Origin of the sequence: Nonomuraea sp. NPDC050328, assembly GCF_044459405.1 — a bacterium.
In the GTDB taxonomy this organism is placed as follows: Bacteria; Actinomycetota; Actinomycetes; order Streptosporangiales; family Streptosporangiaceae; genus Nonomuraea.
In genome coordinates this window covers 597260-614704 of sequence record NZ_JBITIW010000002.1, presented here as the reverse complement: position 1 = coordinate 614704, position 17445 = coordinate 597260, and the positions used below count along the sequence as shown (strand labels likewise).

Annotated in this window: 14 protein-coding genes; 12 read left to right on the top strand and 2 right to left on the bottom strand. The window is 71.9% G+C overall.

Features of this window, described 5'->3' with window-relative positions; genetic code table 11:
- The first annotated feature begins 5 nt into the window (after nt 1-5).
- The 9 genes from ACIBG7_RS09020 to ACIBG7_RS08980 are packed head-to-tail and all read left to right on the top strand — an operon-like array spanning nt 6 to nt 10156.
- A complete protein-coding gene (locus ACIBG7_RS09020) occupies nt 6-2078 on the top strand; it encodes a hypothetical protein (RefSeq protein ID WP_397335714.1) in 2073 nt (690 codons plus the stop codon).
- Nucleotides 2079-3299, top strand: a complete 1221-nt coding sequence (locus ACIBG7_RS09015; RefSeq protein WP_357931792.1) for a Gfo/Idh/MocA family oxidoreductase — start codon at nt 2079-2081, stop codon at nt 3297-3299.
- Between the two features lie 12 nt (nt 3300-3311).
- Nucleotides 3312-4553 (top strand): ABC transporter substrate-binding protein, encoded by a 1242-nt coding sequence (locus tag ACIBG7_RS09010; protein WP_397335713.1) that lies wholly within the window; start codon nt 3312-3314, stop codon nt 4551-4553.
- Complete coding sequence (locus tag ACIBG7_RS09005; protein ID WP_357931797.1) at nt 4550-5398, top strand: sugar ABC transporter permease; 849 nt, start codon at nt 4550-4552, stop codon at nt 5396-5398. The genes ACIBG7_RS09010 and ACIBG7_RS09005 overlap by 4 nt, the downstream gene beginning before the upstream one ends.
- Nucleotides 5395-6237 (top strand): carbohydrate ABC transporter permease, encoded by an 843-nt coding sequence (locus ACIBG7_RS09000; protein WP_357931799.1) that lies wholly within the window; start codon nt 5395-5397, stop codon nt 6235-6237. Before ACIBG7_RS09005 ends, ACIBG7_RS09000 begins: the two co-directional genes overlap by 4 nt.
- A complete protein-coding gene (locus ACIBG7_RS08995; RefSeq protein WP_397335712.1) occupies nt 6237-7247 on the top strand; it encodes an NAD-dependent epimerase/dehydratase family protein in 1011 nt (336 codons plus the stop codon). Before ACIBG7_RS09000 ends, ACIBG7_RS08995 begins: the two co-directional genes overlap by 1 nt.
- Nucleotides 7247-8308, top strand: coding sequence for a dihydrodipicolinate synthase family protein (locus ACIBG7_RS08990; RefSeq protein WP_397335711.1), 1062 nt, complete (start codon nt 7247-7249; stop codon nt 8306-8308). Before ACIBG7_RS08995 ends, ACIBG7_RS08990 begins: the two co-directional genes overlap by 1 nt.
- Nucleotide 8309: 1 nt before the next feature.
- A complete protein-coding gene (locus tag ACIBG7_RS08985) occupies nt 8310-9269 on the top strand; it encodes a hydroxyacid dehydrogenase (RefSeq protein WP_397335710.1) in 960 nt (319 codons plus the stop codon).
- A gap of 26 nt (nt 9270-9295) precedes the next feature.
- Nucleotides 9296-10156 (top strand): GNAT family N-acetyltransferase, encoded by an 861-nt coding sequence (locus tag ACIBG7_RS08980; protein WP_397335709.1) that lies wholly within the window; start codon nt 9296-9298, stop codon nt 10154-10156.
- A gap of 30 nt (nt 10157-10186) precedes the next feature.
- Here the strand turns inward: ACIBG7_RS08980 and ACIBG7_RS08975 are convergent, their stop codons facing one another.
- Both ACIBG7_RS08975 and ACIBG7_RS08970 read right to left on the bottom strand, forming a co-directional pair.
- Nucleotides 10187-14527: a GH92 family glycosyl hydrolase gene (locus ACIBG7_RS08975; protein WP_397335708.1), complete on the bottom strand. Its 4341-nt coding sequence runs from the start codon at nt 14525-14527 to the stop codon at nt 10187-10189.
- A 125-nt stretch (nt 14528-14652) separates the two neighbouring features.
- Nucleotides 14653-15219, bottom strand: coding sequence for an RDD family protein (locus ACIBG7_RS08970; protein ID WP_397335707.1), 567 nt, complete (start codon nt 15217-15219; stop codon nt 14653-14655).
- A gap of 89 nt (nt 15220-15308) precedes the next feature.
- Here ACIBG7_RS08970 and ACIBG7_RS08965 point away from each other — a divergent pair, with 89 nt between their 5' ends.
- The 3 genes from ACIBG7_RS08965 to ACIBG7_RS08955 all read left to right on the top strand — a co-directional run bounded on the left by ACIBG7_RS08965 (nt 15309) and on the right by ACIBG7_RS08955 (nt 17425).
- Nucleotides 15309-15677, top strand: a complete 369-nt coding sequence (locus ACIBG7_RS08965) for a hypothetical protein (RefSeq protein ID WP_397335706.1) — start codon at nt 15309-15311, stop codon at nt 15675-15677.
- A gap of 85 nt (nt 15678-15762) precedes the next feature.
- Nucleotides 15763-17187: a type I glutamate--ammonia ligase gene (gene glnA, locus ACIBG7_RS08960; protein WP_357931822.1), complete on the top strand. Its 1425-nt coding sequence runs from the start codon at nt 15763-15765 to the stop codon at nt 17185-17187.
- 88 nt (nt 17188-17275) lie between these two features.
- Entirely contained in the window at nt 17276-17425 is a 150-nt protein-coding gene (locus ACIBG7_RS08955) for a GPGG-motif small membrane protein (RefSeq protein ID WP_357931825.1), read from the top strand.
- The last annotated feature ends 20 nt before the right edge of the window (nt 17426-17445 follow it).

Genomic DNA, 17445 nt, shown 5'->3' with positions numbered 1-17445 from the left:
CCCCCATGGAACGTCGTGACATCCTGCGTGTCTCCGGCCTGGCCGCCGTCGGCACCGCCCTGCTGGCCAAGCCCGCGCTCGCCGACCCGGTGAAGAAGCCGAAGGACGAGGTCCAGGCCGTCGGCACCGTCGCCGAGCTGCTCGCCTTCGAGGCCGCCAAACTGGAGGACGGCACCCTCGTCCAGGTCGCCGGCTACCACTCCCCCGGCGACGGCGGCGGCATGCTCGTGCGCTGGGACGCCGCCGCCACCGCCCCGGCCAACGGCGGCACCGTCCTGGGCGGCGCGGCGAAGGGCCGCTGGCGGCAACTCCACGACGGCACGCTCGACTTCCGGACCTTCGGCCTCTTCGACGCCAAGACCCCCGCCGACGACGCGCTCGACGCCATGGTCGGCGACCCGGCGGTCTCCCGCATCGAGGCCCACACCGACCTGAACTTCGTCCGCCGCCACACCTTCACCCGCTCCGACCTGGTCCTCGACTTCGGCGGCCACCTGATGAGCACCGAAGGCATCGAGAAGGCCGGCGCCGACGACCCGTTCGCCGCCGTGCTCTTCTTCCGCGGCAAGGTCACCGACACCAAGCACACGCACACCCTCACCCAGGTCATGCCCGACCTGTCGGACGTCTTCGAGGTCGGCGACTCGGCCCGGTTCAAGGTCGGCCAGTGGTGGGCCGCCGAGGTCAACCAGGCCACCGGCCGCTGGGAGCGCGAGCTGCAGAAGCTCGTCGAGGTCACCCAGATCGTCAGCCCGACGCAGATCCGGGTCAACTACAAGAACGGCTGGGAGCTCAAGGCCGGGCGGGCCATCACCTGGACGCTGGTCGAGCCGGTGGCCCGCGTGCACGTGCGCAACCTGCGCTTCAAGGGCGTCGTGCCCGGCGACCAGTACACCGGCTCGCACCCGCTGGCCTACGAGTACGCCGTGCACTGCGACGTGGCCGACATCCACGCGGAAGGCAGCTTCTGGCCGGTCATCATGCGCCGCTGGGCCACCCACTTCCGCACCGACCGGTGCACGCTGAAGAACCCGGCCAGCGTCACCTGGGGCGGAGCCGGTTATCTGACCCAGCAGATCTACTGCCTCTACGGCCACGTCGCCGACTGCCACGTGGCCAACTCCAGGCACCTGAACGACTGGACCGCCAGCGCCTACTGCTACGTGGACAACTGCCACGGCGACGGCGACGACCAGGGCCCCTTCGTCACCCACGGCCAGTACGAGCACGACCTGGTCTACACCGGCAACTCCGGCCTGATGACCTTCGCCAACTCCGGCGCGGCCTGGGGCTCGGCGGCCAAGCGCATCACCGTGCGCAAGCACGTCTGCTCGTGGTTCGTGGCCCGGGTCAAGGTCACCGACCTGACCCTGGAGGACGTCCAGGTCATCGGCAAGCCGTCGCTCAGCGGCTCGGGCATGATCTGGGTCAACGCCGACGGCCTGCAGATGCGCGGCTGCTCGGCCAGCCACACGCTGATCGTCTCGCAGGCCTCCAAGCTGTCCGGCCGGCCCAACCTGATCGACGGCTGCACCTTCACGATGCCCGCCAAGAGCGAGATCGTGCAGGCCAACGTCACCAGCCCGGTGCACATCAGCCGCTCGGTCTTCCACGGCCTGGACGGCAACACCATCAACGGCGCCGACGTGCGCTGCACCGCCGTGACCTTCAACGCCGCGCAGAACGCCGCCCCGCTCACCTTCGCCGGTGCCCTCGCGCTGACCGGCTGCACGGTCAACGGGCTCGGGCTGCGCGCGGCGGGCAAGGCCGACCAGCGGGTCCGTCTCGACGGCGGCACCGAGGTCGGCGCCGAGGGCGCCCTGCTGTCCAGGGCGGACGCGACCGGCCTGGTGTCCTGGGAGCTCAACGGCTACCGGGGCCGGACGTCGGGCTCGCAGGCGCTGCTGGAGTCCGGCCGCAACCGCTGGCTGGCCACGGGCAGCCAGTTCGCCGGCGGCAAGCTGACGATCAAGGCGTTCGAGGTCGTGCAGCACACCGCCAACGTCGAGGAGGGCGTGACGCGGGAGCTGCCCGCCGACGGCCCCAAGGTCCTCACTTCAGGAAATCTGGTGATCTAGTTGCGCACAGTCACGCTGGCAGTCGCGGGAGCGGGCAACCGGGGGCAGACCTACGCCTCCTGGATCGCCCGCCACCCCGAGCGCGCCACCCTGACCGCGGTGGCCGACCCCGACCCCGCCCGCCGCGCCAAGCTGGCCGGGCCGGGCGTGCGGGAGTTCGGCGACTGGCGGGAGCTGCTGGAGGAGCGCGTCGCCGACGCGGTCGTCCTGTCCACCCAGGACCGGCTCCACGTCGAACCGGCGATCGCGCTGGCCCGGGCGGGCTACGCGCTGCTGATGGAGAAGCCGCTGGCGCCCACCGAGGAGGAGTGCCGCCGCATCGTCGAGGCGGTCTCCGAGACCGGCGTGCTCTTCGCCGTCTGCCACGTGCTGCGCTACACCCCCTACACCGCCCTGGTGAAGCAGGTCGTCGACAGCGGCGTGCTCGGTGCGATCATGAGCGTCGAGCACCTGGAGCCGGTCGGCTGGTGGCACCACGCGCACTCCTACGTGCGCGGCCCCTGGCGGCGGGAGGACCTGGCCAGCCCGATGCTGCTGGCCAAGTCCAGCCACGACCTCGACTGGCTGGCCTACGTGACCGGCCTGCGGATCGAGCGGGTCTCCAGCTTCGGCTCGCTCGGCCACTTCCGGCCCGAGCGGCGGCCGGCCGAGGCCGCCGATCGTTGCCTGGACTGCCCGATCGAGCCGAGCTGCCCCTACTCGGCGCCCCGCCTCTACCTCGGCCGCGGCTACGACTGGCCCACCAGCCTGCTCGGCTCCACCGAAGCGCAGGTCATGGAGTCGCTCCGCACCGGACCGTACGGCAGGTGCGTCTACGACTGCGACAACGACGTGGTCGACCACCAAGTGCTGGCGATGGAGCTGACCGGCGGGGCCACCGCCACCTTCACCATGACCGCCTTCACCGAACAGACCCACCGGCAGACCAGGATCTTCGGCACGCACGGCCGCCTGGCCGGCGACGGGGAGTCGGTCGAGGTGCTCGACTTCCGCGACAGCCGTACCACCAGGCACACCACCGGGAACTCCGGCTCGAACGCCGGGGACGGCCACGGCGGCGGGGACGACGGCGTGATGGACGCCTTCGTCTCCGCGCTGGCCACCGGCGACCGCACCCACGTGCGCTCGGACCACACCGAGTCGCTCCACAGCCACCTCGCGGTCTTCGCCGCCGAGCGGGCCCGCCACAGCGGCACGGTCGTCACCGTGCCCGCGTCCTGAGAGGAAACCCCCATGCGCATCCGTGCCCTGGCCGCCGCCGCGCTGGCCACCGCGTCCCTGTCCTCCACCCTGGCCGCCTGTTCGTCCGGCGGAGGCGACGCCGCGGGCGAGAAGCAGACCGTGACGATGTGGATCTATCCCGTCATCGCCGACCAGGCCAAGCACCAGGCCTTCTGGGACGAGCAGGCCAAGGCGTTCGAGGCCGCCAACCCGGCGATCGACGTCAAGGTGGAGATCTACCCGTGGGCCAAGCGGGACGAGGCCCTGGCCACCGCGATCGCCGGCAACAAGGCGCCCGACGTGGTTTACCTGATCCCCGACCAGCTCCCCAAGTACGCCAAGACGCTGGAGCCGGTCGACGGCTACCTGACCGACAAGGGCGACTACCGGGACAACGCCCTGAAGTCGGTCACCATGGACGGCAAGGTGCTCGGCGCGCCGATCCTGATGTCGTCCAACCCGCTGGTCTGCAACCAGAAGGCGTTCGACGCCGCCGGCGTCACCGAGTTCCCCAAGACCTGGGACGACCTGATGAAGCTGGCCCCCGCCTTCAAGGCCAAGGACATCGACGTCACCAACTACTGGGCCGACCCGGCCGCCACCCTGAACCAGTCGTTCTACCCGCTGCTGTGGCAGGCCGGGGGCGACGTCTTCGCCCCCGACGGCAAGTCGGTCGCCTTCGGCGGGCCCGAGGGCGTCAAGGCGCTGACGCTGCTCAAGCAGCTCGCCGACGGCGGCTTCGTGGAGAAGGACCTGCTCACCGGCCTGCCCAAGTTCGAGCAGACCCGCACCGCGCAGAACAAGGTGGCCTGCACCTGGCAGCAGTTGCCCGGCGACGTCGAGTCCTTCTGGGGCAAGGAGAACGTCAAGGTCCAGCCGCCGCTGACCGGCGCCAAGCAGGTCGCCTACGGCACGGTCGGCTCGCTGTCGCTGCTGAAGGGCTCCGACGTCAAGGAGGCGGCCGGCAAGTGGATCGGCTTCGCGACCGGCGCGGCCCCGAGCAAGGCCTTCAACCTGGCCTCGAACTACTTCTCGCCCCGCAAGTCGACCGGCGCCCTGTACGCCGCAGACCCGGTGCAGTCGGCCGTCGAGCAGACCCTCGACCTGACCACCGCCGGACCCCTGCACGAGAAGGCCCGTGACGTCATGGGCGTGCTCGCGCCGGAGATCCAGGCCGCGCTGATCGGCAAGAAGACGCCGGAGCAGGCGCTGGCCGACGCGACCGCCGCCGCCGACGCGCTGCTGGGCCGATGAGGGTTCCGCTTCGCTGGGAGGCGCGGACCGGACTGCTGTTCGTCCTGCCGTGCCTCCTGCTCTTCCTGGCCTTCCGCTTCGGCCCGTCGATCGCGGGGGTGCTGCTCGGCTTCTTCGAGTTCGGGATCGGCGACACCCCGTCCTGGACCGGCCTGGACAACTACCGGCGGATGGCGGCCGACCCGGTCTTCTGGGAGTCGCTGCGGATCACGCTGATCTACACCGTGCTCTACGTGCCGGCCTCGATCGCCGCCTCGGTGGGCATGGCGTTGCTGGTGCGCCGCTCCTTCCGCGGCGTGCGCTTCTTCCGCTCGGTGTTCTTCCTGCCGGTCGTCACCAGCCTGGTGCTGGCCGGAACCGTCTTCACCTGGCTGTTCTCCTCCGAGGGCCCGATCACCAAGCTGACCGGCGTGTCCTGGCTGGCCTCGCCGACGCTGGTGCTGCCCGCGCTGGTGCTGGTCTCGGTCTGGTCGAGGTTCGGGTACGGCATGCTGATCATCCTGGCCCGGCTGCAGGACCTGCCGCGCGAGCTGGAGGAGGCCGCGCTCACCGACGGCGCCTCCACCTGGCAGCGTTTCCGCCACATCGTCGCCCCGCAGCTCCGCCCGGCGTTGTTCTTCGTCGCGGTGATCGAGACCACGAACTCCTTCCAGGTCTTCGACCTGGTCTACGTGATGACCGGCGGCGGCCCCGCGCACGGCAGCTACACCCTGGTGATGGCCCTGTACGAGCAGGCGTTCAAGAACTTCGACTTCGGCTACGCCAGCGCCATCGGCGTCGCGCTGTTCGTCATGACCCTCGTGGTCGCGCTGATCCAGCGCCTGGTGATCGGGAGGACCAAGTGAAGCCTCGGCCGTACCGCGCGCTGGAGCCCACCCGCGGCGGCAAGATCGCCCGGATCGCGCTGCTGGCGGTCGCCACCCCGGTGACGCTCTTCCCGTTCTACGCGATGGTCGTGCTCTCCCTGAAGCCGGGCGCGGCGGTCACCTTCCCGGAGAGCATGCTGCCCTGGCCGGTGGACTTCGCCGCCTACGGCGAGGTGCTGGCCGGGCGCGACCTGCTCAAGTGGACGGTGAACACGCTGATCTACTCGGTGGTCAGCGTCGTGGCCGTGCTGCTGCTGGCCTCGCTGGCCGGCTACGCCTTCGCCAAGAAGCGCTTCCCCGGCCGCGAGCCGATCTTCTGGTCGTTCCTGGCCATGGTGATGGTCCCCTACCACGTCACGCTGATCCCGACCTTCGTGCTCATCGCCGAGCTGGGCGGCGTCGACACCTACTGGGGCCTGATCCTGCCGACGCTGGCCAACGCCCAGGCGGTCTTCCTGATGCGGCAGTTCATCATGGGCCTGCCGGACGAGCTGTTCGAGGCCGCGCGGCTGGACGGCGCCTCGGAGTGGCGCATCTTCACCCGCATCGTGCTGCCGCTGTGCAAGCCGATCCTGGCCACGCTGGGCGTCTTCGTCTTCCTGTGGCACTGGAACGACCTGCTGTGGCCGCTCATCGTCGGCGGCAGCGCCGACATGCGCACCCTCACCGTCGGCATCGCCTCGCTGCACCAGGAGAACGTGCCGCTCAGCGTGGTGCTGGCCGGGGCGACCGTGGCCTTCGTGCCGATCTTCGCCGCCTACCTGGTCGGCCAGCGCTACTTCACCGAAGGAGTCACCATGTCAGGAATCAAGGGCTGATGTTCGCTTCTGTCGAGGAACTGGAAGAACGCCTGACCCGGCCGTCGGAGGCGCTGGTCGCCTCGCTCGCGACCGGCTCCGGCGACCTGGCCGTGCTGGGCGCGGGCGGCAAGATGGGGCCGACGCTGTGCCGGCTCGCGCGGCGCGGCCTGGACGCCGCCGGGCGCGGCGGGGACCGCGTGCTGGCCGTCTCCCGCTGGTCCGACGCCACCGCCGCCGCCGAGCTGGCCGCGCACGGCGTGGAGATCGTGCCGGCCGACCTGCTCAACGGCGACCTGCGCGAGCTGCCGGAGGCCGCCGACGTGGTCTTCATGGTGGGGGCCAAGTTCGGGACGTCGGCTTCGCCGTACCTGGCGTGGATCGTGAACGCGGCGCTGCCCGCGCGGGTGGCCGAGCGGTACGGCACGGCCCGGATCGCCGCCTTCTCCACCGGCAACGTCTACCCGCTCTCGCGCACCGGCTCGGTGGAGAGCGACCCCGTCGGGCCGGTCGGCGAGTACGCGATGAGCTGCCTCGGCCGCGAGCGCGTCTTCGAGCACGCCGCCGCGCAGGGCGCCCGGGTGTCGATCCTGCGCCTGAACTACGCGGTGGACCTGCGGTACGGCGTGCTGACCGACATCGGGCGGAGCGTGCTGGACGGAGCGCCGGTGGACGTGACGACCGGGCAGGTCAACGTGGTGTGGCAGGGGTATGCCAACGAGGTGGCGTTGCGCTCGCTGGCCGACGCCACCGCGGGGACGCCGTTCGTGCTCAACCTGACCGGCCCGGAGACCGCCTCGGTGCGCCGGCTGGCCGCGGCCTTCGGCGAGCGCTTCGGCGTCGAGGCGGCCTGCGTCGGCGCCGAGGCCGAGACCGCGCTGCTCAACGACGCCACCGAGTGCCACCGGCGCTACGGCTACCCGGACGTGCCGCTCGGCACGCTGCTCGACTGGCAGGCGGCCTGGCTGGCCGCCGGGCTGCCCACCTCGGGCAAGCCGACCAAGTTCGCGGTCAGGGACGGGAGGTTCTGATGCTGGACGTGCTCAGGGCCGGGACGGTCATCCCGGCGCACCCGCTGGCGCTCACCGCCGAGCGGGCCTTCGACGAGCGGCGGCAGGCGGCGCTGACCCGCTACTACCTGGCCGCGGGGGCGGGCGGACTGGCCGTGGGGGTGCACACCACGCAGTTCGAGATCCGCCAGGCCGGGCTGCTGGAGCCGGTGCTCCGGCTCGCCGCCGACGTCGCCCGCGAAACCCGGCCCACCGGCGAGGCCCGGAGCACCGAGGCCGGGCGCGAGGCGCGGCCCGCCGAAGCCGGCGGCGAGGGCCGGTCCGCTGCCGGGCCGGTGCTGATCGCGGGGGCCTGCGGGCCGGTGGCGCAGGCGGTCGCGGAGGCCGAGCTGGCCGCGTCGCTGGGCTACCACGCGGTGCTGCTGTCCCCCGTGGTGCCCGGCGCGTCGGAGGCCGACCTGCTGGCCCGCGCCGCCGCGGTGGGCGAGGTGCTGCCGGTGGTCGGCTTCTACCTGCAGACCGCGATCGGCGGCCCCGAACTGTCCCGCGCGTTCTGGCGGGACCTCGCCGCCCAGCCCTCGACGGTGGCGATCAAGGTGGCCGCCTTCGACCGCTACCGCTCCCTCGACGTGGCCCACGGCGTCGCCGCCTCCGGCCGCGCCGGCCAGGTCGCCCTGTACACCGGCAACGACGACCACATCATCGCCGACCTGCTCGCCGACCTCCCGGGCGGGCTGCGCTTCGCCGGCGGGCTGCTCGGCCAGTGGGCGGTCTGGACCAAGGCGGCCGTGGACCTGGTCGCCGACCTGGAGCGGAACCCCGCGCTGTGGGCCCGCCGGGCGAGCGCCCTGACCGACGCCAACTCGGCCGTCTTCGACACCGCCCACGCCTTCCGCGGCTGCATCGCCGGGGTGCACGAGGTGCTGCGCCGCCAGGGGCTGCTGGCCGGGACCTGGTGCCTCGACCCGGCGGAGGGCCTGTCGCCCGGCCAGGCCGAGGAGCTGACCAGGGTCGCCGCGGCCTACCCGTGGCTGACCGACGACGCGTTCGTGGCCGAGCACCTCGACGAGTGGCTGCGCTGACATGGCCGCCGCGAAAGTGCTGGTCAGCGTCTCCCCCGAGCTGCGGGCGCAGTTCTTCCCCGACCCGGGGGCGCTGCGGGCGCTCGGCGAGGTGACCCTGCTCGACACCCACGCCGGGCTCGCCGAGGCTCTGCCCGGCGCCGAGGTGCTGGTCACCTCGTGGGGCATGCCGCCGCTGGAGGCCGGGCTGCTGGATCTCGCGCCCGGCCTGCGGCTGGTCGCGCACACCGGGGCGACGGTCAAGCCGTTCGTGACCGAGGAGCTGTGGGCGCGCGGCATCCGGGTGACCCAGGCCGGAGCCGGGATGGCCCGCTCGGTGGCGGAGGTGGCGCTCGCCTTCACCCTCGCGCTGCTGCACCAGGTGCACCGCTTCGACCACGCGCTGCGCGGCGGCATGCCCTGGGCCAGGGCCGAGGACGTGCCCGCGCGGCACGAGATCCTCGGCTGCCCGATCGGCGTCATCGGCGCCTCCCGTACCGGCCGCGCCTACCTCGACCTGGTCACCGCGCTCGGCGCGCGGGTCAAGGTGGCCGACCCGTACCACCCCGGAGCCGTCGAGCTCGACGAACTGCTGGCCACCAGCCGCATCGTCGCCGTGCACGCCCCCGCGCTGCCCGAGACGCGGCACCTGCTCGGCCGCCGCGAGCTGGCCCTCATGCCGGACGGCGCCGGGCTGGTCAACACCGCCCGCTCCTGGCTCGTGGACGAGGCGGCGCTGCTGGCGGAGGTGGCTTCGGGGCGCCTGGACGCGGCGCTCGACGTCTTCGACGAGGAGCCGCTGCCGGTCGGGCACCCGTTCCGCGCGCTGCCGAACGTGTTGCTCACCCCGCACCACGCGGCCGGCACGGTCGAGTGCCGTCGCCGGCAGGGGGACGTGGTCACCGCCGAGATCGCCCGGTTCCTGGCCGGGCATGGCCTGGAGCACGAGGTCACCCGCGACCTGCTGGCCAGGATGGGATGACCGGTTCGCGGCCCTTCGATACGGGCGTGCGCCGTGCCACGCCCGCCGACCGGGGCTCGCTGTACGCGCTGTGGGCGGCGTGCTTCCCCGGCTCGGCGCACGTCCGGCCGCTGTACGAGAGCGACCCCGGACGCTACGAGCGCACCTTCGTCGCCGGGGCGCCGGGCGCGGTGGTGGCGAGCGTCTACTACCTGCCGCGAGCCGTGCGCGACGGGCTCGGCGGGGTCCTGCGGGTCGGCGGCGTGGCCAACGTCGCCACCCTGCCGGAAGCCCGCGGGCAGGGGCTGGCCCGGCGGTTGCTGGAGGCGGCCTGCGCGGCGATGACCGCCGACGGGTGCGCCTGGTCGTTGTTGTTCACCGGGACGCCCGAGGTCTACGCCGGCTGGGAGTCGTTCTCGTTGCCCCTGGTCAGCGGGCCGCTCGCCCCGCCGGTGGCCGGTGCGCCGCCGCTGCGGCGGGCGCACGCCGCCGACCGGCCCGAGCTGGCGGCGCTGTACGAGCGGCACAACGCCGGGCGGCCGCTGACCACCGTGCGCGACCAGGCGCACTGGGCGGTGCGGGTCCCGGTCTGGTACGGCGAGCCGGTCGAGGTGCTGGTGCACTCCGGCGGCTACGCGGCGGTGCGGTGGAGCGGGGACGGGCTGGAGGTGCTGGAGGTCGCCGGGGAGACGGCCTCGGTGTTCGCCTCGCTCACCGCCCTGGCCGCGCGGCGCGGGGTCACCCGGGTGCGGGCCCGCGTCTCGTGGGCGGAGTCCGGCCTGCCGTTCCTGCTGGGTGAGGTGCGGCGGGAGAGCGACCGCACCGGGATGGCCCGGCCGCTCCTGGCCGACCCGGCTCCCGTGGTGCGGGCGCCGGGTGCGACACACTGGCCGGCGGACTACTTCTGAGGCGCGGTCACGCCGGCCTGCCGGGACGGGTCAGGCCGGGCGGCACTGGCCGGTGCTCGGGCCGCCGACGGTGTTGGGCAGGCCGTTGTCGGACGGCTTGGGATCGTTGCCGGTGCAGGTCATCGGGCCGCCCACGGTGCTGGCGGCCACGACGGTCGGGCCCCGGTTGCCGGTGAGCGTCACCGGGCCGCGCGAGCGCGACCCTTCGACGGTGAGCTCGCCGGTGGTGCCGGTGGCCGTGATCGGGCCGCCGACGCCGGTGTCCAGCAGCACGACCTGCGCGGCCCCGGTGGCGGTCAGCGGGCCGCCGATGGTCGCGCCCGTCGCCAGCAGCGAGGCGCCCTGCCGTACGGTGACCGGACCGGAGACGGTGGCCCCGGCGGCCAGGCAGGTGACGCCGTCCCCGACGGTCAGCGGCCCGCGATGGGTGCCGGTGACGGTCGTGGTGCACGCCGGGTCGGGCGCGGCCAGCAACTCCAGCTCGGCCAGATTGCCCGAGGCCGCGGTGAGCCGGTAGTGGGCGTAGCGGCCGGGCTGGGCGATGCGGAACGGCCGGGTCTGCCGCCGCCAGTCGAACACCTCGCCCTGGCGCTCGTCGATGACGGTCCAGGTGGTGCCGTCCAGCGAGCCCTCCAGCTTCCACGCCGGCGGATCGGTGGCCTGGGCGCCGGAGGTCAGGGTGTAGTGGGTGACCCGCTGTCGCGCCCCGGCGACCGCGAGCCGGACCGGGCCGCTGAAGACCGCCTCGGTGGCGGAGGTGTCGTCGCTCAGCGCCGCCGGGCCGCCGGTGACCTTGACGTCGGCCAGCGGAGCGGGCAGCCCGGTGCTGATCGACTTCGGGGCGTCCTCGGGGCGGGTGCCCCACGCCGACGGCTCCGTGCCCATGGTGAAGTCGAGCACCGCGCCCTCGGCCAGCACCGAGTGCGGGATCGAGGTCGAGGTCCACGCCTTGCCGTTGACCTTGAGCGACTGGACGTAGACGGTGGCGTCGGTGTTGCCGGGGGCGTTGACGACGAGCTTCTTGCCGTTGGGCAGGTTCACCGTCGCCTTGGTGAACAGCGGCGAGCCGATGGCCCACTCGGCGCTGCCGACCTGGAGCGGGTAGACGCCGAGCGCCGAGAGCAGGTACCACGCCGACATCTCGCCGTTGTCCTCGTCGCCGGGGTAGCCCTGGCCGATCTCGCTGCCCAGGTAGAGCCGGCGGAGCACCTCGCGCACCAGCGCCTGCGTCTTGTACGGCCGGCCGGCATAGGTGTACATGTACGGGATGTGGTGCGAGGGCTGGTTGGAGTGCCCGTACTGCCCCATCCGCACGTCACGCGCCTCGCGCATCTCGTGGATGACGCCGTTGTAGGAGCCGCCGAAGGTGGCCGTCTCCGGGGTGGCGAAGAACTGGTCGAGCTTGGCGGCCAGCTTGTCCCGCCCGCCGTACAGCGCGGCCAGGCCGGCGCCGTCCTGCGGGGCGTGGAAGGCCATGTTCCAGCCGTTGGTCTCGGCGTAGTCGAAGCCCCACACGCGCGGGTCGTACTGCTCCGGCGCCAGCCGGAAGTTCCCCGCGCCGTCGCGGCCCTGGAAGAAGCCGACCCGCGAGTCGAAGAGCTTGACGTAGTTGAGCGCGCGGTTGCGGAAGTACTCCGCCTCGGCCTGGTAGCGCGCCTGCTCGGCCCCGGTCGCCGTCTTGGCCAGCTCGGTGGCCATGTTGGCGATGCCGAAGTCGTTGAGGTAGCCGTCGAGCGCCCAGCTCAGGCCCTCTTTGGCCAGCTCGCTGGTGGAGGTGTAGCCGAGGAAGGGCGCGGTGCGCATGCCCTTGCGGCCGTAGTTGGCCAGGTCGGGCACCACGGTGGCGTTGCGCACCGCCGCCTGGTAGGCGGCCTTGGCGTCAAAGCCGCGCACGCCCTTGACGTAGGCGTCGGCGAAGGCGACGTCGGAGCTGGTGCCGGGCATCAGGTCGGCGTAGCCGGGCGAGGACCAGCGGGCGATCCAGCCGCCGTCTCGGTATTGCTGCACGAAGCCGTCGACCAGTTCGCCGGCGTTGGGCGCGAGGAGCGAGTAGGCGGGCCACGCCGTACGGAAGGTGTCCCAGAAGCCGTTGTTGACGTAGATCTTGCCGTCGACGATCTTCGACCCGGCCCTGGTCGGGGTGTCCTGGCCGGTCTTCGGGGAGACCGGGCTGGCGTAGCGGAAGCCCTCGGGGGTCTTCTCGAAGCCGGAGTTCGGGTAGAGGAAGAGCCGGTAGAGGTTGGAGTACAGGGTGGTGAGCTGGTCCTCGCTGGCGCCCTCGACCTGGATGATGCCGAGCTTGTCCTCCCACGCCCGCTGGGCCTTCGCCTTGACCTCGTCGAACGGGCCGGCCTCCTGCTCCAGGTTGAGCTTGGCCTGGTCGAGCGTGATGAACGAGGTGGCCAGGCGCAGCTCGACCGTGCGGGCGGCGAAGGCGGCGTAGCCGGTGACGTTGTCGCGGCCCGCGCCGGTCAGCTTGCCGCCGGCGGTGGGGGTCTGGTCGAAGACGCCGTAGACGAACATCCGGCCGTCGCCGGCGTTGTAGCCGCTGGGCGAGTCGGTCCAGCCGGTGACCACGTTGCCGGAGACGGTGAGGCCGCCGTCGTTGTTGATGTTGTCGAAGATGACGCTGCCGGAGTCGGCGGGGAAGGTGAAGCGGAAGACCGCCGCGTGGTCGGTCGGCGTCATCTCGGTCTTGATGCCGTTGGCGAAGGTCACGCTGTAGTAGTGCGCCTTGGCCACCTCGTCGGCGTGCGAGAAGCGCAGCGCCCTGGCCTCGCGCACCGCGCTGGGCCTGGCCAGCGGGGAGGGCATGAGCTGGAAGGACTGCCGGTCGCCCATCCACGGGCTGGGCATGTGGCTGGCGGCGAAGGCCTGGATGGTCGGCACGTTGTCCGGGTTGCCGTTGCGGTGGTACTCGTACACCCAGCTCCGCGAGCCGGAGCCGGTCATCGGGGTCCAGAAGTTGAAGCCGTGCGGGACCGCGGTGGCCGGGAAGTTGTTGCCGCGCGAGAAGCCGTTGCTGGAGTGCGTGCCCCGGGTGGTGAGCACGTAGTCGGCCGGGCTGGTGCGCGTCTCCTGGCGGGCCGGGCCGAGGGTGATGTCGTCCACGTAGCCGCTGAAGGACAGCGGCCCGGCGGGGATGTCCACGGCGAGCAGGATGCGCTTGATCCGCTTGCCCAGGGCGAGCTTGCCGAGCGGGACGCGCTTGAGGTTCCACTGGTCGACCGAGAGCGTCTTGGAGACGCCCTGACCGCGCGCGCTCGCCTCGGCGCCGTGCTGGTCCTTCGCCTTCAGGTCGCTGAGGTAGGTGCCGTCGTCGAAGGCGAGGTCGAGGGCGGCGTAGGTGCTGGGGTAGGCCAGGTCGCCGTTGGCGAACTCGGGCGCGATCACGTAGGACAGCTCGGTGTCGGCCTTGACCTCGACGTCGGTCTCGAACACCTTGTTGTGCGCGTGGCCGCCCTGGGCCGACAGGGTGCTGCCGGAGTAGCGCAGCGACTTCAGCCCGGTGAAGCCGGCCTTGAACTTCGCCGTCCACGAAGCGCCCGGGCCGAAGTCGACCAGGGTGCTCATCGGGGTGGGCGGCTGGGAGTTCGGGTCGCCGTCGGACAGTTGCAGCTCGGCGAGCTGAATCAGGCCGCCGGAGCCGTTGGCGGTGATGTTGAGCCGGTAGTGGCTGAAGGCCTGCGGCCTGGCGACGTCGAACAGGCGGGTCTCGAAGCGGGCGCTCCAGCTCTGCCCGGTGCGGGTGTCCACCGGGGTCCAGGTCCGGCCGTCGGCCGAGCCCTCCAGCGCCCAGGCGCGCGGGTCGCGCTCGGGGGCGTCGTTGGCGGAGGCCATCGCGTACTTCTTGACGGCGATCGGCTTGGCGAGCTTGACCGCGACCCAGCCGGTCGGCTGGAAGACCAGCCACTTGGTGTTGGTGTCGCCGTCGAACAGGTTCTGCCGCACCTCGCCCGAGCCGGCGTTCTCGCCGCTGGCGGTGATCTCGGTGATCTGGTCGACGATGGTGCCCGGGATGCCGATCCGGCCGGTCACGCCCTCGGCGGGCTTGCCTTCCTCGGCCGTGCTCGTCCAGGTGGGCTGCGGGTCGGCGGCCTCGACCGAGGTGTGGAAGAGCGCGCCGGGCGGGGCCTGGCTCGCCGCGGCGGCGCTGCGGCTCTGGGCGGGCGTCTCGCCGCCCTGGCCGGCGCCGGGTCCGTGGGAGGGCCGGGCGGAGGGCTGGTCGCTGGGGACGGTCTGCGAGGTGGCGGGGCCGGAGCCAGGCGGGTCGCCGGGTGACGGGTCGGCCAGGGCCAGGCCGGGTAAGGCCAGGACGATCGCCGTGGCGGTGGCCGCCGCGACGAGGCCCAGCCGGTGGGGGCTGCGCATGGGGCTGCTCCTGGGGGGCTGACAACGTTGTCAGCGCGATCTTCAGCCGGAAAAGACAACGTTGTCAACAGGGCACGCGAGAAAGGGCCGCCACCAGCGCGGTGACGGCCCTCCTCCGGCGGGAGCTACATACGCACGACCATCGTGTTGGACACCCGGTCGTGCAGGCCGCGCTGGTCGCGGTCGAAGATCGCCGCCGGGACGACCAGGCAGAGCAGGATCGTGCGGACCAGCACCGGGAACCACCTCGGCCGGCCGCCGTCCATCGCGGCCACCCGGATGCCCATCAGGCGGTGGCCGAACGTCTGGCCGAGCAGGCCGGTGAGCAGCAGGTACTGGGCGGCGAACACCAGGGCGGGCACCCAGGGCGAGCGGCCCGGGTTCACCCCGAGGACGAACTGCGCGATCGCCCAGGTGCAGATCAGCCAGTCGATGACCAGGGCGCCGATGCGCCTGCCGTACCGGGCGATCGACTCGGGACCCTCCTCGGGCAGGCCCAGCCGCTCGCCCGGGTAGCCCAGGTCGATCCCGGCCGAGCGCACGCCGCCGATCCAGGTCTGCGTCCACCTCGGCTCGGGCCGCGCGGCCTCCCGCGCCTCCGCGTCCGGCTTGCGCGCGCCCTCGGCCGCCTTCGTGCTCGTACGGCCGGCCGCCCCGGCCTTCGCGGGCCGCCGGGATCGCTGCTTGCTCATGCCCTCCACGGTATCCGCCGTGGTGCGCGGTCGGGATCGTGACCCAACCGCGCTTCACCCGGTCCTGCCCCACCCGCATCATTGACTGCATGTCTGACGGGGATGACATCGACGCGCGTTTCGACGAGCTGGTCGCACAGTTCGACGAACGCGATGTCAAGCGCCTGCGGCGGGAGGCCGGCCGGGGGGCCAGGAGCGCCCGCCCGCGCGGCAGGAGCGGCGCGCCGAGGCGCTCGCGGGGCGCGGTACGCGAGTACGACCGGGTGGCGGCCGGCCGCAGCCCGCACTCGCGGCGCAAGGTCTGGCTGGCGGTGTGGCTGGTGATCGCCCTGATCGCGGCGGCCGGAACCGTCGTGACCGTCGATCCCGACCTGCTCACGCCCAAGGCCGCGCCGACACGCACGCCCGGGCCGGCCGCGACGGTCACCGCAGCGCCACCCTCGCCTGGCGGAGCGTAACAACCTCGAAACAATCGGGACACTGTCCGGAAACCACGCGGTCCTAGCGTCGGGCTGATAACCGGGTCCCTGGGAGGTTTCGAGAGTGTTCAACTCCGCCGACGACGTCCTGAACTACATCGGGGCCGAGGAGGTGCAGTTCGTCGATGTCAGGTTCACCGACCTGCCCGGGACGACGCACCACTTCACCTTCCCGGTGGAAAACTTCACCGCCAGCGTCTTCACCGACGGGCTGATGTTCGACGGCTCGTCCATCCGTGGCTTCCAGGCCATCCACGAGTCGGACATGCTGCTCCTGCCCGACCCGACGACCGCCGTGCTCGACCCGTTCCGGCAGCACAAGACGCTCAACATCAACTTCTTCGTGCACGACCCGCTGACCGGCGAGGCCTACAGCCGCGACCCGCGCAACGTGGCGCGCAAGGCGGAGGAGTACCTCAAGGGCACCGGGATCGCCGACACCGCCTACTTCGGTCCCGAGGCGGAGTTCTACATCTTCGACGACGTGCGCTTCGAGACCCGGCAGAACGCGGGTTACTACTACATCGACTCCATCGAGGGCGCCTGGAACACCGGCAAGGCCTCCGAGGGCGGCAACCTGGGCTACAAGCCGCGCTACAAGGGCGGCTACTTCCCGGTGCCGCCGATGGACCACTTCACCGACCTGCGTAGCGAGATGGTCCGCAACCTCATCGAGTGCGGCATCGACGTGGAGATGCAGCACCACGAGGTCGGCACCGCGGGCCAGGCGGAGATCGACTTCCGGTTCGGCACGCTGCTCAAGACCGCCGACCAGCTCATGCTCTACAAGTATGTGATCAAGAGCACCGCGCTGGAGTACGGCCACACGGTCACCTTCATGCCGAAGCCGATCTTCGGTGACAACGGCTCGGGCATGCACTGCCACCAGTCGCTCTGGAAGGACGGCGCGCCGCTCTTCTACGACGAGGTGGGCTACGCCGGGCTGTCGGACACCGCGCGGTACTACATCGGCGGCCTGCTCAAGCACGCCCCGTCGCTGCTGGCGTTCACCAACCCGACGGTCAACTCCTACCACCGGCTGGTGCCCGGGTACGAGGCGCCGGTCAACCTGGTCTACTCGCAGCGCAACCGCTCGGCCTGCGTCCGCATCCCGATCACCGGGTCGAACCCGAAGGCCAAGCGCATCGAGTTCCGGGTGCCGGACCCGTCGTGCAACCCGTACTTCGCCTTCGCGGCGATGCTGATGGCCGGCATCGACGGCATCCGCAACAAGATCGAGCCGCCGGAGCCCGTGGACAAGGACCTCTACGAGCTGCCGCCGGAGGAGGCCCGCAGCATTCCGCAGGTGCCGGGTTCGCTGCCCGAGGTGCTGGCCGCGCTGGAGGCCGACCACGACTACCTGCTGGAGGGCGGAGTGTTCACCCCCGACCTGATCGAGACGTGGATCGACTACAAGCGCACCAACGAGGTGGACCCGATCCGGCTGCGGCCGCACCCGCACGAGTTCGAGCTCTATTACGATGTCTGACCGCTGACGTGCGAAGGCCCGGGACGCTACGGCGCTCCCGGGCTTCTCGTTCGGCGTTTGCCCGGCCTGGGCCAGGGAAATGTCCGGTATGGCTACTCTCTTGTGGATCATCGCCGTCGTTCTCGTCATCGCCGGCGTCTACGTGCTCATCGCCCGCCGCGACATCCTGTGGGGTGTCGTGCTCATCGTCGTCGGCCTGCTCGTCGGGCCGGGCGGCGTCAGCATCTTCAACCCGTAACCCGTGACCGGTTCCACCGG